Raw genomic sequence first — 20132 nt, forward strand, 5'->3', positions numbered from 1 at the left:
GGCCGCGCACCGCACCGCCGCGTCGGGCGCGAGCAGGCCCGCCGACGCGACCGCGTACGGATCGAGGGACCGCGCGGCGTCCCAGACGGCGGCCCGTGCCCGCTCGACGAGCACGAGCATCCGCGCCGCCTTGTGCTTGACGCCCTGAAACTGCCCGATCGGCCGGCCGAACTGCTCACGCACCACTGCGTATCCGGTCGTGTCTTCCAGCGCCCGAGCGGCGATTCCACAGGCTTCGGCCCCGAGAATCACCGTGACGAGTCCGGCGAAATCCCCCAGATCGACCAGGGGAGCCGCGCCGGCCTCGACCCGGACGCGTGCCACCGGCCGGTCCTGATCGAGGGAGTCGACCTCCTCGACGGTGACGCGCGCGGCGTCCAGGACCACCCAGGCGGGGCCGGCGGGGAGCACATAGAGATCGGCGGGGGCGCCCAGGACGATCTCGACGGTGCCGGAGACGGTGTCGCCGTCCCTGGTCAGGCCCGTGCCGAAGCCGACGGCGGCCGTCCGCGACCCGTCGGCGAGGCCCGGCAGCCACTCCTTGCCGTGCCCGCTCCCGGCGAGCCCCGCGGACGCCAGGACCGTCGGAACATAGGGCCCGCCGAACCGGGCGCGGCCCAGTTCCTCGACGGCGACGGCCAGTTCGACGAGACCGAACCCCTGCCCGCCGTGCTCCTCGCCCAGATGCAGTCCGAACAGGTCGCCGGAGAGCACGCCGCGCCCCGCCTGCCCGCGCACCGAGGCGGCCAGGGCCTCGTGTTCCTCGGTCACACCGATCGCCATGACTCACTCCTCCACAGGGGTAAGCCACAACTTACTAGAACACGATTCGACTGACTATGAGGCGACCTTCATCTTGGTGAGGACGGTCGTGATGTCGCGCCAGCTCTTCTTGCTGGTGTTCGGCATCGAGATGAACAGCACCGACGGCACCTGCTTGCCGGTGTCGATCACCGCGGTGACCACGACCTCGCCGGTGGCCTTGATCCCGGCCCGCTTGTAGCCGAGGTAGTCGGCGACGAGCCAGCCCTTGTGCCCGTCGACGGTCAGCGGCTGCGAGGCGACCGCCTTGGTGGTGTGCTTGAACGAGTAGAGCCGCTGCTGGAGCGAGGCCGCCGACGCGACCGTCGTGTCCTTCAGGTTCCCGCCTCCGCCGGCCCGGCGCTCGACGGCTCCGAGCGGCGACGACAGGATCGTCCCGTACCAGTACTGAGCCGACGTGCTCGGTCACCATGATCTGCTGGCCGGTCCAGCCGGGCTGCGCGAGCTTGTTCTGCTTGGTCGGCACCACCCATTTGCCGCCGAGCCTGGGGTAGGCCAGTCCCGAGGCCGAGTCGTTGATCATTCCGACGACGGGCGACCCTGCTCCGGTGAACTTCTTGAGCGGCTTGTCGGCGCGGGCCGGCACCTGGAGGGTCTCGCCGGGCGCGGGCGAGGGCACCGCGCTGTTCGACTCTCCGGGGACCACGGCTCCGGGGCTCTTGACCTCGGGGTCGTCTCCCCCGTCGTTGCCGAGCACCACGACGGCGAGCGCCGCGACGAGCGCGACGCCCAGGACGGACAGCCCGGCGATCGCATAGGTCCTGGTGCGGTCCCGCTTCATCTCGTCTTCGTCGAGCCCGGCCCCGGACACTCCGGCGGCCCGGTTGGCCTCGGTCTCTTCCCGCATCCAGTCGGGCATCTGCCAGTTCCCCGACGACGGGATCCCGGCTTTGGCGGGCCCGGCGGGCCCCGACATGTCCACCCCGGCGTACTGGGCGACGCCTGGCCCGGAGTCCAGGTCGCCGAGTTCGGCCTCGGCGGCGGCCTCGGGCGCGCGGAACACCGACTGCACGCCGACGGGCTCTTCGCCGAGGACCGGCTGGGGCCCGGTCAGGCCGCCGTGCCCGAGGAGCGCGGAGTCCTGCGAGGGCACGACTCCGGCTCCGAACCCGATTCCGTCGTGCCGGACGTCCGCGGGCCGCACCGGGAACTCCCGGAGGTCTCCCGCCACGGGCACGTCGGCCGTGGGCTGCGTCTGCGTTTCCGGCAGCACGGCGTACTCCCCGGAAGCGACGGGTTCGGCGAACACGGCCTGCGGCCCTGTCTGCGGCATCCCGGCTTCAAAGTCGTCATCGTCAGCGCGCTGCACAGCTCTACCTTCGGCCCCGGTTTCCGGACGCGCCGAAAGCTCCCCCTGATCGGACATGCGGCACAGGCTACGCGAAGATCAATATTTCCGACGCCCCACCCGGATAACAAATCAGAACGCCATTCGCCCAAGACGCCACAACCCCGACAACCAGGGCGTCCCCCTCCACTTACGTGGCGAACCGCACACCATACCTACCACCCAAGATCCCCCCACCTCAACCCCATCCCACCCACTGAGACCCCCTCCCGCCACTGGAACCATCCAGCCACCAGGTTCGACCTTCGGCCCACCGTCCGGACACCCCTGTTATCCGCAGCGAGAGCAGCTCACCTTGCTTGAGGAGGCGAAGTCCGGCTTCAGGCTCTAGCAGTCGGAGCGCGGCGCCCTGAGCCGGTCAGCCTTCAGTACCCCTCAAGCGGTTCAGCGTATATTCCTCAAGACTGATGCCGGACTTCTCTGCCTGTTCCCAGGCGATATCAATGACACGAACGTCTGAACCCTGAGCAGTGATGGTGAGCCTGCGCTCCTGCGCGGTTGCCACATGTTCGTAGCTCTCAGGGTCGTGCCAATAGCAAGTCTCACAGGTGATTCGATCCCTGATGGTCCAGTTCGGGCAGGTCTCGCAGGACATCGACTTCGCCCTATTGTCCGAACCGCACACCGGCATGAAATCTTGAATGGCGAAGACTTCGGGATCGCCGCCAATATGGAAGGGTACGCGATGGTCTGCCTGAAGCATTCGCCCAACAAATTCTCCGCCACAGACAGCACAGCGGTAGCCATGCGCGTCGAACAGACGCGAGCGGAAAACACTAGAGATGGGGCGGCGCTGCGCGAACCCTTCGCTGATCGTGTCGACCATGGTGTAGCGGCTCATGCGCCGTCCACCGACAGTGACGATTTTACTCTCGATGTGGAAGCCAGCGTCCTTGAGGTCGCGGATCGCTCGTGGCGGGTGGTCGTATCCCGCTGCCTTCAAGTCGCCAGTCGTCACCGTCCCACGCTCGAGGATGAGCTCAAGCGCTTTCGCGGCACGCTGTGACTTCGGGACCGCGTTCGCCCACATGATGAACTCTTCGGAGTAACTCACGCTCGCAGGCTACTGGGTTCGACCCTACTGCAGACGCGAGACGAGAGCAGGAGACAGGTAGATCGACTCGATCGTGACCTCATCTCGCCCGCTGAGCGTGCCCTGAGCGGATCTCCCCGCCACGATGTGAAGGTGCGTAAGATCGAGAGCGTCAGATAGAGGCCTCCCATACTTGTTGTCGTCGCGGATCGCGTCATACGAGACAACATATGAGATGCCATTGCGGTTTGCTTCGGCAAGGGAGTGTTCGAACTCTTCGCGCGCAAGACCAGCCATGTAGCGGTGGTCTGCCACATTGGTGACACCCTGATACGGCGGGTCTAGGTAAACCACATCCCGCGCTGACGCATTAACTAGAAGCGACTCATACGACCCCGAGTGAACCTTTGTCCCGCTCATTACCGCCGATGTTTCGTGAACTCGCGACCTTACCGTTTCAGGGCGGGCACCCAACCGTCGGTTGTCCGCAGACTGATTGAATGCGCCGCTCTTACCGTATCGGACCGCACCCTTAACGATGCGATTGAGCAGATACAGCAGGAGTGCGGGATCGTGCGTCTCGTTGAACTCAACGCGCCGTGCTACAAAGAATGCTTTCGGATCACCGAGGGAGTCGTTCCACATGCGCTCGTAGGCGTCGACCAGTTCGTCAGGGGCATCGATGATTCGCTGCCACAGTTCCATGAGTGGCTCGTTCACATCGTTGATGACCGCCTGCGTGGCCCTGCCGAGATGCCGCGCAGCGATGCTGATCGCCGCTGACCCCGCAAACGGTTCGACGAGCGTCTGCGTGTCGTCGGGCAGCAGGTGGATGATGCTGTGAGCAAGCGCGCGCTTGCTTCCTTGATACGGGAACGGGTGCGGTGCGGACTTCAAGGCTTCGAGCTTCGTCGGTGTCACCTCGCGCAGACCGTCACTGCCGATGCGGGCGGATGCGAGGAGGTTGACCATGCGCACCAATGTAAACGGCCCCTCTGACACTGTCGCCACGACGCGCCACCGACGGCATGAGTGGGCCACCGCACAAGCGTGAGTGAACCAGCACGCAACGGGCGTCTTGCGTCCCGTAACGACGACAGAGATTGATCGAAAGCACCACGAAATGTTGGGGGGGTCGGGGGCGAAGCCCCTGACCGGGGTTGGGGCGACAGCCCCAAAAAGGATGAGCCCGAGCGAAGCGAGGCCCAAGCAACTAATGGCTGGGGGTCCGGGGGTTATCCCCCGGGTCAACACGAAGAGGCCCGGGTGTGCGAGAAAGCGAATGCTTTCGAGCACACCCGGGCCCCGGGACTCGTGGAGCTGCAGGGAATCGAACCCTGGTCCTACGGCAATGAGACAGGTCTTCTCCGGGCGCAGCCTTGTGAGGGCGGTCTACTCGGCCTCGGCGCTTTCACAGGCAATTACGCCGCCAGGCCCAGTCACTGTTTGGTTTCCCGTTCACATCCGTGACCGATGCGAACGGTTGAGCCTCCTTACGATGCCGGGTCCCGGGTCGGAGGCGATCCCGGGCCGACAGACCTCTTAGCGCTGCTGTTTAGGCAGCGAGTTCGAAGTCAGTGCGCTTAGAGTTGGCACTTGTTGTTTTGCGAACGCAGGATTAACGAGGTCACGTACGCAGCCCTCGGCCCGCTTCTCCTGGCACGACTACCGCAGTCGAAGCCAGTCAGCCCCATGTGTAGTTGTCAACGTGGACAGCCTACCGGGTGAACGCGTGGGGGGCCAACGGTATTCCGTGGGGTGGGGGGTGTGGCCCCGGCGGACGCGCATCAGCGGGCGTCCGCCGGGGCGGGACCGGCAGGGTCGGGCCGGTCTTTCACGGCGATCGGAGTTCCGCAACCCCCCGAGCGGCGCTCCGATCATGGGTGAAGACGCAGCGAGGCCCGCTTCCGGTTGATCACTGGACGCAAAGTGATCGTAAATCCGGTGGCGGGCCTGGCTGTGGTCTGCTGGGGACGCCTGGTCAGGCGGGTGTCTGGCCGGTGGGGACGGTGGGGGTGACGGGGGTGACGGGCCCTTGCAGTTCGTAGGGCGCGTTGAGGAATTCGGCGGCGAGCCTGGCCATCGGGTAGTTGCCTTCGACGGCGATCGCGAACCCGTAGGAGTCCTTGTTGTAGCCGACGAACCACGAGACGGTCTTGCCGTCGTCCTGGGTGACGGTCGCGGTGACTCCGCCTTGGAGCCGTTTGGCGGAGGAGATGTTGTAGCCGGATCCGCCGCGCCGCGCCCCCGCTTCCATGATCGCCGAGAGGTTGGTCCATGCGCCCGGCTGGAGCCTGCGGACGTCGTCGAGACCGGCTTCGGGCACCGGGTCGGTGATGAGCTGCGGTGGGGCCCAGCCGTTGGTCTGGATGGCGGACGCGATGAGCGCCATGGTCAGCGGGCTGACGGCGATGCCGCTCTTCCCGACCATCATGTTGACCTTGTCGGCCTCGGTCGTGGGGGCGGTGATGACGGGCGGGGCGTGCGGCACCCCGGACAGTTCCCACGGCACGTCCAGCCCGAACGATCTGATCACGCTGTCGACGTTGGTCTGGTCGAGCCCGCCGGCGAGGGTCGCGATGCCGGTGCCGCAGCCGGACGCCAGGTTGGCTCCGACGGTGGATTTGGCCCGCTGCTGGGGGCTGGTGAGTTCCACTCCGGAGACGTTCTCCTGGGCGGGGCAGGGCTGGCGCCGGGTGAGGGCGGAGTCGTCCGCGAGCATCGGTGAGGCCAGCATCGGCGAGAAGGTCGTGCCGGGCGCGTACTGGCCGAGGAACGCCTTGTTGACGCCCCCGGTGTTGACGTTGGCGACGGCGACGACCCGGCCGGTCTGGCCCTTGACGGTGACGATGGACGCGGGCAGCGCGAGCCCGCGCAGCGCGTTCTCGGCCTTGGCCTGGAGCCGCGGGTCGATGGTGGTCCTGACCGGCTTGGGGATGCTCGCGTCGCCGCCGGCGGTGCTGTTGACGTCTTCGGCCCCGAAGTCCTTGAGCTCTTTCGCGGTGCCGTTGGCGTCCAGCGAGACGATCTTCACGGTGGGGGTGCCGGCGAGCCGCCGCTGGAACCGGAGCTGGAGGCCGGACTGGCCGATCGTGTCGCCCGGCTGGTAGGGCGCGCCGACCTGGGCGAGCAGGTCGGTGGTGGCGGGGCCGACGGCGCCGACCAGTTCCTTCGCCATCCGCGGCTCGTTGCGCAGCTCCCGGACGGTCACATAGACGCCGGGCAGCGCGTTGAGGCCGTTGGCCTTGGGGTCGTTCGCGGTGAGGGTGGCGAGCAGCAGCCGCTTGTTGGGCGGCGCGGACAGGATCCGGCCGCGGATCCGTCCCGCGTCCATCTCGGTGGCCTTGCTGATCGCCTTGGCGACGGCGTCGGCGTCCGTGACCTCGCGGGGCAGCACCTCGATCAGCGAGTTCCTGCCCATTTTGAGCAGCGACTGGCCCTTTACGTCGAAGATCTGCTGGCGGGCGGGGAACTCGCTGACGACGGCGAGCCTGCCGCCGGGCTTCAGCGACTCGTGGATGATCGCCGGGCTCCAGACGACCTTCCACTTGCCGTCGGTCCGCTGGAGCGGCATCCGGCTGATGTAGCTCCAGGGACGGCCGTTCTCACCGAGGTCGATCCGGACGTTGAACCGGGCGACGGCCTCGTCGTCGGACGGGCGGTCGACCCGGCCCTTGGCCTCGGCGGCGCCGGAGGTCGGCTCGGCCTTGAGCCGCAGCCGCAGCGACGCCGCGTCGAGCTGGGTCCGGACGTCGCGCAGCGCGTTCGCGACGCCCGCCCTGTCGGCGGAGTCGGTGAGCTTGGCCGCGTCGTCGTACTTGCCGGCCTCCCACGCGATCAGGAAGTCCTTGACGGTGTTGAACGGCGACGCCTGGGCGCACGCCGACAGGGCGCCGAGCAGCAGCACCGAACCGGTACCGGCCGCGACGATCCGACGAGCCTTGCTCAAAAGAGTTTCACCGACCCCTGTTGCGCGCGCGGAGCGTCCGGGCGATCTCCCGGTCCGAGTCGCGTTTGGCGATGGTCTGCCGTTTGTCGAAGTCCTTCTTGCCGCGGGCGAGCCCGATCTCGACCTTCGCCCTGCCGTCCTTGAAATACAGGGACAGCGGGATCAGCGTCAATCCCGGCTCGTTGGTCTCCTTGATGATCTTCGTGATCTCGCGGCGGTTCAGCAGCAGCTTGCGGGTGCGCCGGGCCGTGTGGTTGGTCCAGGTGCCCTGCGAGTACTCGGGGATGTGCACGTTGTAGAGGAAGACCTCGTCATGCCCGTCGACGGCCGCGTAGCCGTCGACCAGCGACGCGCGGCCCTGCCGCAACGACTTCACCTCGGTCCCGGTCAGCACCAGGCCCGCCTCCCAGGTGTCCACGATGTGGTAGTCGTAGCGCGCCTTCTTGTTCTGGGCGATGTACTTCTGCCCCTGCTCGCGCGGCACTCTTCCCTACTCTCTTTCCGGCTCCACGCCTTATACGTTCAGCACATCACGGGCGCGCTGCTCGGCGTGATCGGACCGGACCGCCACGTCCGGCTCGATACCGACCCCCTCGAGGTTACGGCCGGCGGGGGTCAGGTAGCGACCGACCGTCAGCTCGACGGCCGAGCCGTCCGAGAGCTTGACCGGCTCCTGAACCGTTCCCTTGCCGAACGTGGAAGATCCTATGATCACCGCCCGGTCCCGGTCGCGCAGGCAGCCTGCGACGATCTCGGCGGCGCTGGCCGTGCCCCCGTCGACCAGTACGACGACGGGAACCTGCGGATCGCCCGGCGATGTGACCTGAATCACCTCAGCGGGTCTGCCGCGTTTCTCGTACGTCACGACCGGTCCGGACGTCAGGAACGCCGACGCCGTGTCGACGGCCTCGTCCAGCAGGCCGCCCGGGTTGCCGCGCAGATCGAGGATCACCGCGTGCGAGTCGCGCACCGCGGCGCGCACCTGCGCGCCGACCCCCCGAGTGAACACCGCCACCCGCACCACCGTCATCTTCTTTTCCCTGCGCACCGTGACGTCCCCGGCTTCGGGCTCGGCGTCGACGGTCTTGCGTTCGCCGTTCAGCCAGGCGTTGAAGTCGCGGTAGTCGGGCGCCGGGTAGTAGCGCGCCCACGGGTCGCCGAGCTCCTTCAGCATCCCGCTGATCGCCGCGGCGCGCAGCCGGTCGGCGGCGACGGGCTTGTCGGCGGCGGCGGAGATCCGCCGCGACGCCTCGTCGAGCACGGACCCGTCCTGGTGGGCGGCGGTCTCGATCCGCGACGGCCGCCCGTGCGTCCCCGTGAACGCCCCCAGGCCGTAGGCGACCGCCAGGGCGGCCAGCACGGCCGTCCAGCGCGTCACCCGTCCCCGACCCGGAGGCACCACAGACGAAGCTTAAATCTTCAGGTAGCGCCGCAGGGTGAGGAACGACGCACCGGCACAGAGCAGAACACCGACGGCGACCGAGAAGATGATGACGCCGAACACCTGCGTCCAGGTCAGATGGCTGGCGAAGCCGAGCGAACTCTCCAGCCGGTCGATCAGCAGGACCTTGCTGCCCACCAGCAGGACCGCCGCGATCGCACCGCCCGCCAGGCCCGCGATGGCGCCTTCCAGGATGAACGGAAGCTGGATGTACATGTTCGACGCGCCGACCAGCCGCATGATGCCCGTCTCGCGCCTTCGGTTGAACGCCGACAGCCGGACCGTGTTACCCACCAGCAGGACCGCCGCGAACACCTGGATCAGCGCGATGAACAGAGCCGCCCACTGGAGACCGTTCAAGATCTTGAACAGTTTCTGCAGCAGTTCCCGCTCGTTGATCACCTGGTCGACGCCCTGGCCGCCGTCCCGGAAGCCTTCGGCGGCCTGCACCACCTGCTCGATCTTCTCGGGGTCCTTCAGCTTCACCCGCAGCGACGCCGGGATGTCACCGACCTTGGTCCCCTGGATCAGACCGGGGCTCTTGGCGAAGAGCTCCTTGAAGCGCTTGAACGCGGCGTCCGCCGACTCGAACTCGACCGCCTCCACCGCGGGCAGCCGCCTGAGGGCGTCGGTCACGTTCTTCCGCTGATCCTCGGTGAAGTCCTTCTTGTTGCACTTCGTGTTGGCGCTCGTCTTGTTGCACAGATAGATCGAGACCTCGACCTTGTCGTACCAGTAGCCCTTGGACGAGTCGACCTGCTTCTTGATCAACATGCCGGTGCCGAAGAGCGCCATGGCGATGGCGACGGTGATGACCAGGGAGATCGTCATCGTCAGGTTCCGGCGCAGGCCGATCCAGATCTCCTGGAGTACGAAGTGCAGTCTCATCGAAAATCCTTAGTAGGCCTGGCCGTAGACGCCGCGGGACTGGTCGCGCACGACCCTGCCGTCCTCGAGCTCGACGACGCGCTTGCGGAACGCGTCGACGATCGCTGCGTCGTGGGTCGCCATCACGACGGTCGTCCCGGTGCGGTTGATGCGGTCCAGGACCTTCATGATGCCGATGGACGTCGCGGGGTCGATGTTTCCCGTCGGCTCGTCGGCCAGCAGGATCATCGGACGGTTGACGAACGCGCGGGCGATCGCCACCCGCTGCTGCTCGCCACCGGACAGCTCGTCCGGCATCCGGTGCTGCTTGCCTTCGAGGCCCACCAGATCGATGACCTCGGGCACCACTTTGGCGATGAACCGGCGCGGCTTCCCGATCACTTCGAGCGCGAACGCTACATTCTCGAAGACGTTCTTGTTGGGGAGCAGCCGGAAGTCCTGGAAGACGCAGCCGATGCGGCGGCGCAGGTGCGGAACCTTCCAGTTCGTCAGCTTGTTGAGGTCCTTGCCGGCCACGTACACATGGCCCTGCGAAGGACGCTCCTCTTTGAGGATCAGGCGAAGGAACGTCGACTTACCCGACCCCGACGGCCCGACCAGGAACACGAACTCGCCCTTTTCGACGGCGACGTTGCAGTGCTGGAGGGACGGGCGGTTCTGGTTCGGGTAGACCTTGGTGACGTTGTCGAAATTAATCACGGCTGCATCACGGTGCGCCAGTCTAGGGGCTGATGGGCCATGGTGTCCCCCTCGGAGTTGGCTGAGGAGCAGTCTAGGGGTGACACTGGCATGGATAGTCCCTCTTCGGGACATCGGTGCCTCAGGTTGGGAAGGAGGACACGCGTATGTGCTGTGACCATCTCGTCTGCGCCAGCTGCGCCGGGCCTGTGGCCGAGGGACGGTGCGGAAGTTGCCGCGCGGTCCGGGCCCAGATGCACGGGCAGCAAGGGGGGTTCACGCCGCAGCAGCTCGCGATCGCAGCCGCCCTGCTGCTGATTCTGGCGTTCAGTCTGCTCGCGCCGCATCTGGCATGACGGACGAGCGCCCCGCGCCCCCTCACCGAGAGGGGGGCGGGGCGCCGTCGTACGTTCTGGGGCCTTTTAGGCCTCTTCTGCCTCACCCTTGCGGAGCCAGCGGATCTCGGCCTCGAGGAAGTCGTCGATCCAGCCGTCCAGGACGCGCTCGGGGTTGCCCTCCTCGTGGAGGGTCCGCAGGTCCTTGACCATCTGGTACGGGTGCACGACATAGCTGCGGATCTGGGTGCCCCAGGAGCTGGTGCCCTCGCCGCGCAGCTTGTTCAGCTCGTCGGCCTCCTCCTGGCGCTTGCGCTCCAGCAGCTTGGCCTGCAGGACGTTCATCGCCGAGGCCCGGTTCTGGAGCTGGGAGCGCTCGTTCTGGCAGGAGACGACGATCCCCGTCGGCAGATGGGTGATCCGGACGGCCGAGTCGGTCGTGTTGACGCCCTGGCCGCCGGGGCCCGACGAGCGGTACACGTCGATCCGCAGATCGTCCTCGTTGATCTCGACGTGGTCGGACTGCTCGACGACCGGCACGATGTCGACGCCCGCGAACGAGGTCTGCCGCCGCCCCTGGTTGTCGTAGGCGGAGATCCGGACCATCCGGTGGGTGCCGTGCTCGCCGCGGAGCGTGCCGTAGGCGTAGGGGACCTTGACCGCGAAGGTCGTCGACTTGATCCCGGCCTCTTCGGCGAACGACGTCTCGAAGATCTCCGTGGGGTAGCCGTGCCGCTCGGCCCAGCGCAGGTACATCCGCTGGAGCTGCTGCGCGAACGCCGCCGCGTCGACCCCGCCGGCCTGGGCGTTGATCGACACGAGCGCCTCACGGACGTCGTACTCGCCGGACATCAGGGTGCGCACCTCGAGGGCGCGCATCTCCTTGGCGAGCGACTCGAGGTCGGAATCCGCCTCCTCCTTGAAGGAAGGGTCTTCCAGCGCGAGCTCGTAGGCGGCCTCGACGTCCCCGAGCCGGGTACGGAGCGACTCCACCTTCGTCACCTCGGATTCGAGGCTGGACAGGCGGCGCGTCACGGCCTGGGCGTGCTCCTGGTCGCTCCACAGGTCGGGGTCTGCGGACTGGTCGCGCAGCTCGGCGATGTCACGGCGCATGACGTCGAGATCCATGACGGCTTCGATGCCGTCAAGTGTCGCGCCGAGCTCCTTGATCTGGTCCAGAGGGTCAATGGCTGCCACCCGCCCAGCCTATCGCCCGACCACACTCCCCCATCCATGGGGCGCAAAGCCAGTAAACGGTGAGTGAGCAGACGTTCACTGTGCGATGCTACGGGCGTCCCGGGCACCTTCACTCTGCGAGGCCGTTCATGCGCGCTGCGTTCCTGCTGGCTCCGATCCTGGTGTTGTCGCCGCTGGCGCTGGCCGTCGCGTGCGGTGGCGCCGCGAAGGACGCCGCGGCGGGGATCGGGCCCGCGCTGACCAGGGAGCAGGCGCGCGACGTGCTGAAGCGGTACCAGGAGACGGTCGCGCGGGCGGGCGCCGGGCTCGACGGGGCGCTGCTGGCGACGGTGGAGACGGGGCCGCAGCTCGCCATGGACACCGCCCTGTACAAGCGGCGGCAGGCCGCGAAGGCGAAGGTCGTGCCGCTCGGGTACGCCTCCCCCAAGTTCTACATTCCGCGCTCGGAGACCTATCCGCGCTGGTTCGCGGTGGACGCCGAGTCGGCGGTGCGCGGCGCGCGGACCCAGCACGCGCTGCTGTTCGTCCAGGCCGAGCCCGGCAGCCCCTGGAAGCTGGCCGCCGACCCGCAGCGCCGCGACACCGGGCCGCTCAACGGGCTGATCCTGGACCGTGAGGGCTACGCCCAGGCCGCCGACCGGGGCGCGGGAAGCGTGGCCGACGCGCACGCCGCCCTGCTTCAGTTCGGCCCGAACGCGCCCGGCGCGAAGACCCTCGCGGCGGGCCCGCAGACCACCGGCGCCTACTCCGCGCTGCAGGAGACCAGGCGGACCTTCGCCCAGCGCAAGGTCGCCTTCACCAGCCGGTTCAGCGCCGTGCCTGGCCAGACCTACGCGCTGCGCGCCAAGGACGGCGGCGCGGTCGTCTGGTACGTGCTCCAGCAGGCCGAGACCTACCGCGGCGCCAACGTGCCCGTCACCGGCGAACTCGTCGGCCTGGCCCGCGCCGGCAAGGCGAAGTCCCTCCGCACCACCACCCTGATCCAGTACCTCGCCAAGCTCCCCGCCAAGGGCGACGCCACCGTCACCGCCACCACCCGCAAGGCCGTCACCGCCCAAACCTCCTGACCACCCCCACCCCCAAGCCCCCTCGACGCGAGACCCCCCAAGGCGGTCTCCGCAGAACTACGGAGGGGCGAGACGGCCTCCTGACCGCTGCTCGTCCCGCCCCTCCGTACCACCACCGGGTGGTGTGGCTGTGGCCCTGCACGCCCTCGGGTCAGGCGGGGAGGGTGCTGGCTCGGACCAGGGTGCGGATGGCGCGGAGGGCGACCGAGAGGGTGGCCAGGTCGTGGCTGTCGCTCTCCCAGATCTCCGAGAGGGTCTGGCGGGCGCGCAGGACGGCGGCGTCGTTCTGCTCGATCCACTGGGCCAGGCGCTCTTCCGGGGTGGCGGCCGCGGTGTTGCGCAGGACGTCACTGGTCAGCTCGGCGTGCGCGGCGTACAGATCGTCGCGGAGCGCGGAGCGGGCCACGGACTTCCAGCGGTCGTCACGGGGCAGCGCGATGACCCGGTCGCGGAGACGGGCGAGCTGGAGCCGGTCGGCCAGATCGAAGTAGACCTCGGCGACCTCCGCCACGGTGTGGCCGGTGGCGCGCGCGATGTCGACGACGTCCAGAGTCGAGTAGGCCGGCACCATCATCGCGACCTGCTCGGCCAGCTCGACCGGGACTCCCCTGGCGACGAACGCGTCACGGCGCTCGTCGAACGCCTCCAGGTCACGGCCGGCGAGCAGCTTCGGCAGCGACGGGACGAGCGCGAGCGCACCGGGCGCGAACGCGTCGATGGTCTCCCTGATGTCGAACGGCGGCCGCCGGTTGTGCAGCAGCCAGCGCGCCCCCCGCTCGGTGAGCTTGCGCGCCTCCAGCAGCATCGCGATCTGGGTGGCCTGGTCGACGATCCCCTCGGTCGCCTCGACCGCCGCCCAGAAGCGCGGCATGTCGAACACCTCGCGGGCCACCAGGTAGGCGCGGGCCAGGTCGGACGCCGACGCGCCCGTCTCCTCGCTGAGCCGGAACGTGAAGGTGGTGCCGGAGTTGTTGACCAGGTCGTTCACCACCTGGGTGGTGATGATCTCGCGGCGCAGCGGGTGCCTGTCCATGTGGTCGCGGAACCGGGTGCGCAGCGCCGTCGGGAAGTAGGAGACGAGCCAGTCGGCCAGGTACGGGTCGTCGGGCAGGTCGGAGTCGAGCAGATCATGGTCGAGGGTCAGCTTGGAGTACGACAGGACGACCGCGAACTCCGGCGAGGTGAGGCCCTGGCCCGCCTGACGGCGCTCGGCGATGGCCTTGTCGTCGGGCAGGAACTCCAACCGGCGGTTGATCTTGCCGTCGCGCTCCAGCCGCCGCAGGTAGCGGGCGTGGACGTGCATCATCTCGGGCGCCTGCGCGCGGGCCGCGGCGAGCACCACGTTCTGCTTGTAGTTGTCGCGCAGGACCATGGTGCCGACCTCGTCGGTCATCTCGTCCAGGAGCGAGTCACGCTGCTGGAGCGTCATCTCCTGGTCGCGGACGACCTGATCCAGCAGGATCTTGATGTTGACCTCGTGGTCGGAGGTGTCGACCCCGGCGGAGTTGTCGATGAAGTCGGTGTTGACGAGGCCGCCGTCGCGGGCGTACTCGATCCGGCCGAGCTGGGTGAGGCCGAGGTTGCCGCCCTCACCGATGACCTTGGCGCGCAGCTCGCCGCCGTCGACGCGGAGCGCGTCGTTGGCCTTGTCGCCGACGTCGGCGTTGTTCTCGGTGGACGCCTTGACGTAGGTGCCGATCCCGCCGTTCCAGAGCAGGTCGACGGGCGCGAGGAGCGCGGCCCTGATCAGTTCGTGCGGGGCGAGCGCCTGCACGCCGGGGTCGATGCCGAGCGCCTCCTTCACCTCGGGCGTCAGCCTGATCGACTTGGCGGTGCGCGGGTGGACTCCGCCGCCCGCCGAGATCAGGGAGGTGTCGTAGTCGGCCCAGGAGCTGCGGGGCAGCGCGAACATCCGCTGCCGTTCGGCGAACGAGAGCGCCGGGTCGGGGTTCGGGTCGAGGAAGATGTGCCGGTGGTCGAAGGCGCACACGAGCTTGATGTGCTCCGACAGCAGCATCCCGTTGCCGAACACGTCACCCGACATGTCGCCGACGCCGACGACCGTGAAGTCCTCGGTCTGCGAATCCCGGCCCATGGCCTGGAAGTGGTACTTGACCGACTCCCAGGCGCCGCGGGCGGTGATGCCCATCGCCTTGTGGTCGTAGCCGACGGAGCCGCCCGAGGCGAACGCGTCGCCCAGCCAGAAGCCGTACTCCTTGGCGACACCGTTGGCGATGTCGGAGAAGGTCGCGGTGCCCTTGTCGGCGGCGACGACGAGATAGGGGTCGTCGCCGTCGTGCCGGACGACCTGCGGCGCCGGGACGATCTTCCCGTCGACGAGGTTGTCGGTGAGGTCGAGCAGACCGGAGATGAACTCCTTGTAGCAGGCGATGCCCTCGGCGAGCCAGGCGTCACGGCTGACGGCCGGATCGGGGAGCTGCTTGCCGACGAACCCGCCCTTCGCCCCCGCGGGGACGATCACGGTGTTCTTGACGGCCTGCGCCTTGACCAGGCCGAGCACCTCGGTCCTGAAGTCCTCGCGCCGGTCGGACCAGCGCAACCCGCCGCGCGCCACGGACCCGAACCGCAGATGGACGCCCTCGACCCGCGGCGAGTAGACGAAGATCTCGTACTTGGGGCGGGGCTGCGGCAGATCGGGGATCTGCTCGGGGTCGAACTTGAAGGACAGGTAGTTCTTGCCCTGCCAGAAGTTCGTGCGCAGCGTCGCCTTGATCATGGCGAAGAAGCTGCGGAGGATGCGGTCCTCGTCGAGGCTGGCGACGTCGTCGAGCCGTCCGGCCAGCTCCTCCTCGATCGCCGCGGTGCGCTCCTGCGCGCCGGTGCGCAGGTTGGGGTTGAGGCGCGACTCCCAGAGCTGGACCAGCAGCCGGGCGATGGGCGCGTTGCGGACCATCACCTCCTCGATGTACCGCTGGGTGAAGGTGGTGCCGATCTGCCGCATGTAGCGGGCGTAGGCGCGCAGGACCATCGCCTGCTGCCACGTCAGCCCGCCGTGCAGGACCAGCGCGTTGAACTGGTCGGACTCGATCTCGCCCCGCCACAGCGCCAGGAACGCTTCGGAGAAGAGGTTCTTGAGCCGGCTCTCGTCGACCTCGGTCGCGCCGTGCCGCAGCCCCAGATCGTAGATCCAGTACCGCTGCCGGTGACCGGTGTTGATCTCGTACGGGCGTTCGTCCACCACCTCGACGCCCATGTCCTGCAGCAGCGGCAGGACATGCGACAGCGAGATCGGGGCGCCCCGGTGGTAGATCTTCAGCCGGCGGTCGCCCGGCGGGGCGTCGTACGGCTCGTACAGGCTGATCGTGGTCTCGCCGTCATCGGACAGGGCGTCGAGACGGCGCAGATCGTCGACGGCGGTGAGGGCCGGGAAGTCGGCCTTGTAGCCCTCGGGGAACGCGTCGCCGTACTTGACGGACAGCTGCCGCGCCGACTCCTCGCCGCACTGGGTGACGATCGCGTCGGTCAGGTCGTCGGCCCAGGAGCGGGTGGCGGCGGCCAGACGCTGTTCGAGCTGGTCGGTGTCGACCTCGGGCAGCGGCTTGCCGCGCTCGCCCCGCACCACCACGTGCAGCCGGGCCAGGACGCCCTCGGTGACCTGCGCCGAGTAGTCGACCGCGACCCCGTGGAACGCCTGGCGGAGGATCTCCTGGATGCGCAGGCGGATCTGGGTGGTGTAGCGGTCGCGCGGCAGGTAGACCAGGCACGACATGTAGCGGCCGTAGTCGTCCTTGCGCAGGAAGAGGCGGAGCTGACGGCGGTCGCGCAGCCGCAGGACGCCCAGCGCGATCGGGCCCAGATCGTCAACCGACGTCTGGAACAGCTCGTCGCGGGGATAGGCCTCGAGGATCTCGACGAGATCCTGGCCGTCATAGGACTCCGGAGTGACCTCCGCACGGTCCAGCACCTCGTCGAGCTTACGCTTCAACACAGGGATATGAGAGATCGACTCGCTGTAGGCGACGTGCGTGAACAGGCCGAGGAACCGGCGCTCGCCGACCACCTCGCCGCCGGCGAACCGCTTCACGCCGATGTAGTCGAGATAGTGCGGGCGGTGGACCGTCGCCCGGCTGTTCGCCTTGGTCAGGACCAGCATCTTCGGCTCGCGGGCCTTCTCACGCGCCTCGGGGGGAAGCGCGGCGAAGCTGCCCGACTCGTCCTTCTCCTCGCGCAGGATGCCCAGGCCGCTGCCGGGGACGGGACGCAGCGCGGTGCCGTCCTCCGACAGGTCGTAGTCGCGGTAGCCGAGGAAGGTGAAATGGCCGTCGGCGAGCCAGTCGAGCAGCTCGATCGACTCCTCGATCTCCTTGGCGGGCAGCGGCGGCGGGCTCTCGGCCACTTCCTGCGCGATCTGCCCGGCGAGGGAGCGCATCATCGGCTCGTCCTCGTCGGAGGCCCTGACGTCCGCGAGGATCCGGTGCAGATCGGCCTCGATCTGGGAGAGGGTGGCCGGATCGGTGGTCCTGTCGATCTCGAGATGGAGCCAGGACTCGTCCAGATCGTCCGGCAGGTCGCGACCGCGCCGGAACTCCTCCAGCGTGCCGTCGGCCGACCGGTCGACTCCAAGCAGCGGATGGAAGATCAAATGGACGGAGAGGCCGTGCCTGCCGAGCTCCATCGCGATGCTGTCGATCAGATACGGCATGTCGTCGGTGACCGCCTGCACGACGCTGTGCCCCGGGTCCCAGCCGTTCTCCGCGACGCTCGGGGTGAACACCCTCACGTTGGAGCTCCCCGCGGCCCGCACCTCGCCCAGCCGGCGGTGCGCGAGCGCAGGACCGACCACGTCGGCCGGATCCCTGCTCAGCAGGTCTTCGGGGGCGACCTGCCGGTAGTAGAGCCTCAGGAACTCCAGCACCCCGTCGGCGTCGGCCGGTTCAACACCGGTCCGCGCCGCGCGCTGCAGCAGCTCGTCCTTGGCTTCGTCGAGTTTGCCCTTGTTCACCCGTGACCCCTTCATCACTCCGTTGTGATGTGGAACTCAAAGAACCATCGGGCGTCAGCGTAGTCCGGATCGACCGGAGCCGCCGACCGCGGCCCCTCAGGGTGTGGATAACTCCGAGGGGACGGCTCAGGGAGCGGCCGGGGTGGTGCGCCCACCGCCCGCGGGCGGGGTGGCGCTGCCGCTCGGGTCGGGGCCCCCGCTGCCGTCGGGGTCAGGGGTCGACGAACCGCTGCCGCCCGGGTCGGGGGTGCCGGGATCCGGCGTCGACGTCTGGCTGCCGCCCGGGTTCGGGTTGTCGGTGTTCCCCGGGTTCGGATTGTCGGTGTTGCCGGGAGGGTTCGGGTTCTGGCTGCTGCCGGGGTCCTCGGAACCCGTCGGTCCGGGCTTGAGCGTCTGGGTCGGGCCCGCGGAGCCCGAGCCGGACGAGGCGCCCGAACCGGGCGCCACCGGAGCGCCCTTGGAGTTGCCGGGAACCTTGAGGGGCTTCACCCCGTTGCCCCCGGTGAAGGTGCTGCCGACCTCGTCCACGGGGCTCGACGGGCCCAGGGTGGTGCCCGCGTTCGCCCCCTGGAACATCTGGTAGGCGACCAGGCTCGCACCCGCGGCCGTGAAGATCGCGAAGGAGACGGCGGCGGCGGTGATGAACCACGGCACCCGCGCCCTGCGGGCGAACCGCGCCGCCGTGCGGGGCGGCAGCGCGGCCATGATGTCGGTCTCGGTGTACCCGGTCAGCCGGGGCGGGCCGGGCTGGCGGAGCGTGGTGCGGTTCGGGCCGTCGAGCTGGGTGTGCTGGGCGTCCGGGTGGCCTTCGGCGAGGGCCGCGCCGGCGCTGAGGATCTCGGTCTGCGCCTCGCCGGGGAGCGGGGCGGGAGCCGCCTCGGCCTGGCCGAGCAGGCGCATCAGGACGTCGCGGGTGCGCGGACGTGCGGCCGGGTCCTTGGCCAGGCACGCCAGCAGCAGATCGCGGAGCGGGCCCTGGACCCGGCCGAGGTTCGGCTCGTGATGCACGATCCGGTTGATCACGGCCATGATCGAGTCCTGGCCGAAGGGGGGTTCGCCGGTCGCCGCGTAGACCATGGAGGAGGCCCAGCAGAACACGTCGGCGGAGGTCGACACCTCGTCGCCCTCGACCTGCTCGGGCGACATGTAGGAGGGCGTGCCGATGACACGGCTAGTCAGCGTGGTGGAGCCCGACAGGGCCTTGGCGACGCCGAAGTCGATCACGCGCGGTCCGTCGGGGCCGAGCAGCACGTTGTGCGGCTTGAAGTCGCGGTGCACGATCCCGGCCTGGTGGATGGCGACCAGCGCCGTCGCCGTGCCGACCGCGAGCCGGTCCAGCTCGGCGCCGTCGAGCGGGCCCGCCTCCTGGACGCGGTTCTGCAGGCTCGGACCCTGCACGTACTCGCTGACGATGTAGTACTGGTCGCCGTCGGCGCCCACGTCGTACAGGCGCGCGGTGCAGAACGGAGCGACCCGCTTGGCCACCTCGACCTCGCGCAGGAACCGCGCGCGGGCCTTGTCGTCGGCCTCCAGGTGCATGAGCTTGATGGCGAACTGCTGGCCGCCGTCCTCGTGCCGGCCGAGGAAGACGACTCCCTGGCCGCCCTCGCCCAGGCGGCCCTCGATCTCGTACGGTCCCAGCCGCAGCGGATCATTGGACCGTAGAGCCGCCACCATCCCGAAGACCCCCGTCGTTACGGACAATCGTGCCCCGCTTCATATCGTGCACGGACCTTATCGTGACTGTTCCGGTGCGAAGACGCGAAGGGTCCATTACTCAGTCTTGCCCGAACCCAACACGGGAGTTCCACAAACATCGTTATTCAGACGCTTCGACACCCCCATTCCGTTGTCCAGTGAGACACAAGTCACACCGGAGTGCCGGAAATCTGGCCCTGGGGCTACGCTCTGCACATGTCTCAGGGGGAGTTGACGGTAGGAGAAGTAGCAGAACGCAGCGGTGTGGCCACCTCGACGCTCCGGTTCTACGAGAAGGAAGGGCTGATCTCCAGCCGCAGGACGGCCGGAAACCAGCGCCGCTACCACCGTGACGTCCTGCGCCGGGTGGCGTTCATCCGGGTCGCCCAGCGGGTCGGCATCTCCCTCGCGATGATCAGGGAGGCGCTGGCCGTCCTGCCGGGCGAGCGCACCCCCAACCGGGCCGACTGGGCGGCGCTCTCGGCGTCCTGGGAGACCGAGCTCAGCACCCGGATCCTGCTGCTCCAGCAGCTCAAGGACAGCCTCACCGGGTGCATCGGCTGCGGCTGCCTGTCACTGGACCGGTGCCCGCTGGCCAACCCCGGCGACATCCTCGGCACGGCAGGCCCGGGACCGCGCGCGATCCGCGAGGCCGTCCCCGACCCCGCGGGCGACGCTCAGCCGAGATAGGGCTCGGCCCGCCGGGCGTCGGC

14 protein-coding genes and 1 other RNA gene are annotated in these 20132 nt (G+C 68.5%); 2 read left to right on the plus strand and 13 right to left on the minus strand.

Features of this window, described 5'->3' with window-relative positions; all coding sequences use genetic code 11:
• From ACYVE7_RS11510 to prfB, 11 genes are all read right to left on the minus strand, one after another.
• Nucleotides 1-783, minus strand: a 783-nt coding sequence (locus tag ACYVE7_RS11510; RefSeq protein ID WP_460364610.1) for an acyl-CoA dehydrogenase family protein, incomplete at its 3' end; no start/stop codon positions are given.
• A gap of 34 nt (nucleotides 784-817) precedes the next feature.
• Nucleotides 818-2095, minus strand: a complete 1278-nt coding sequence (locus ACYVE7_RS11515) for a hypothetical protein (RefSeq protein ID WP_460364611.1) — start codon at nucleotides 2093-2095, stop codon at nucleotides 818-820.
• A gap of 433 nt (nucleotides 2096-2528) precedes the next feature.
• Nucleotides 2529-3224 carry an HNH endonuclease gene (locus tag ACYVE7_RS11520; RefSeq protein WP_460364612.1) on the minus strand — a complete coding sequence of 232 codons (696 nt, stop codon included), beginning with the start codon at nucleotides 3222-3224 and terminating at the stop codon, nucleotides 2529-2531.
• Between the two features lie 24 nt (nucleotides 3225-3248).
• Nucleotides 3249-4175, minus strand: coding sequence for a DNA adenine methylase (locus ACYVE7_RS11525; RefSeq protein ID WP_460364613.1), 927 nt, complete (start codon nucleotides 4173-4175; stop codon nucleotides 3249-3251).
• A 340-nt stretch (nucleotides 4176-4515) separates the two neighbouring features.
• Nucleotides 4516-4895, minus strand: a transfer-messenger RNA (tmRNA) gene (ssrA, locus tag ACYVE7_RS11530).
• Between the two features lie 289 nt (nucleotides 4896-5184).
• Nucleotides 5185-7152 carry an NTF2-like N-terminal transpeptidase domain-containing protein gene (locus tag ACYVE7_RS11535; RefSeq protein WP_460364614.1) on the minus strand — a complete coding sequence of 656 codons (1968 nt, stop codon included), beginning with the start codon at nucleotides 7150-7152 and terminating at the stop codon, nucleotides 5185-5187.
• A 7-nt stretch (nucleotides 7153-7159) separates the two neighbouring features.
• The gene (gene smpB / locus ACYVE7_RS11540; RefSeq protein WP_460364615.1) at nucleotides 7160-7636 is read right to left on the minus strand and encodes an SsrA-binding protein SmpB; all 477 of its coding nucleotides are present in this window, start codon (nucleotides 7634-7636) and stop codon (nucleotides 7160-7162) included.
• A gap of 30 nt (nucleotides 7637-7666) precedes the next feature.
• Nucleotides 7667-8554, minus strand: a complete 888-nt coding sequence (locus ACYVE7_RS11545; RefSeq protein WP_460364616.1) for a S41 family peptidase — start codon at nucleotides 8552-8554, stop codon at nucleotides 7667-7669.
• 9 nt (nucleotides 8555-8563) lie between these two features.
• A complete protein-coding gene (gene ftsX / locus ACYVE7_RS11550; RefSeq protein ID WP_460364617.1) occupies nucleotides 8564-9481 on the minus strand; it encodes a permease-like cell division protein FtsX in 918 nt (305 codons plus the stop codon).
• Between the two features lie 9 nt (nucleotides 9482-9490).
• The gene (ftsE, locus tag ACYVE7_RS11555; protein WP_344453882.1) at nucleotides 9491-10180 is read right to left on the minus strand and encodes a cell division ATP-binding protein FtsE; all 690 of its coding nucleotides are present in this window, start codon (nucleotides 10178-10180) and stop codon (nucleotides 9491-9493) included.
• Between the two features lie 401 nt (nucleotides 10181-10581).
• A complete protein-coding gene (gene prfB, locus ACYVE7_RS11560; protein WP_460364618.1) occupies nucleotides 10582-11691 on the minus strand; it encodes a peptide chain release factor 2 in 1110 nt (369 codons plus the stop codon).
• Between the two features lie 128 nt (nucleotides 11692-11819).
• On the opposite strand from prfB, the gene ACYVE7_RS11565 reads away from it, so the two are divergent.
• On the plus strand, nucleotides 11820-12758 hold the full coding sequence (locus tag ACYVE7_RS11565; protein ID WP_460364619.1) for a hypothetical protein: 939 nt from the start codon (nucleotides 11820-11822) through the stop codon (nucleotides 12756-12758).
• Nucleotides 12759-12909: 151 nt separating this feature from the next.
• On the opposite strand, the gene ACYVE7_RS11570 is transcribed toward ACYVE7_RS11565, so the two are convergent.
• Together ACYVE7_RS11570 and ACYVE7_RS11575 are read right to left on the minus strand one after the other, a co-directional pair.
• On the minus strand, nucleotides 12910-17721 hold the full coding sequence (locus ACYVE7_RS11570) for an NAD-glutamate dehydrogenase (RefSeq protein WP_460364620.1): 4812 nt from the start codon (nucleotides 17719-17721) through the stop codon (nucleotides 12910-12912).
• Nucleotides 17722-17847: 126 nt separating this feature from the next.
• The gene (locus tag ACYVE7_RS11575) at nucleotides 17848-19398 is read right to left on the minus strand and encodes a serine/threonine-protein kinase (RefSeq protein WP_460364621.1); all 1551 of its coding nucleotides are present in this window, start codon (nucleotides 19396-19398) and stop codon (nucleotides 17848-17850) included.
• A 237-nt stretch (nucleotides 19399-19635) separates the two neighbouring features.
• On the opposite strand from ACYVE7_RS11575, the gene soxR reads away from it, so the two are divergent.
• Nucleotides 19636-20109 (plus strand): redox-sensitive transcriptional activator SoxR, encoded by a 474-nt coding sequence (gene soxR / locus ACYVE7_RS11580; protein ID WP_460364622.1) that lies wholly within the window; start codon nucleotides 19636-19638, stop codon nucleotides 20107-20109.
• Nucleotides 20110-20132 lie beyond the last annotated feature (23 nt).

This window comes from Actinocorallia lasiicapitis (assembly GCF_054778695.1).

Bases quoted from the DNA above. Each gene is read 5' to 3' on its own strand.
- ACYVE7_RS11565 (WP_460364619.1), top strand. From the start codon at position 11,820: ATGCGCGCTGCGTTCCTGCTGGCTCCGATCCTGGTGTTGTCGCCGCTG.
- ACYVE7_RS11575 (WP_460364621.1), bottom strand. From the start codon at position 19,398: ATGGTGGCGGCTCTACGGTCCAATGATCCGCTGCGGCTGGGACCGTAC.
- ftsX (WP_460364617.1), bottom strand. From the start codon at position 9,481: ATGAGACTGCACTTCGTACTCCAGGAGATCTGGATCGGCCTGCGCCGG.
- ACYVE7_RS11525 (WP_460364613.1), bottom strand. From the start codon at position 4,175: ATGGTCAACCTCCTCGCATCCGCCCGCATCGGCAGTGACGGTCTGCGC.
- ACYVE7_RS11515 (WP_460364611.1), bottom strand. From the start codon at position 2,095: ATGCCGCAGACAGGGCCGCAGGCCGTGTTCGCCGAACCCGTCGCTTCC.
- soxR (WP_460364622.1), top strand. From the start codon at position 19,636: ATGTCTCAGGGGGAGTTGACGGTAGGAGAAGTAGCAGAACGCAGCGGT.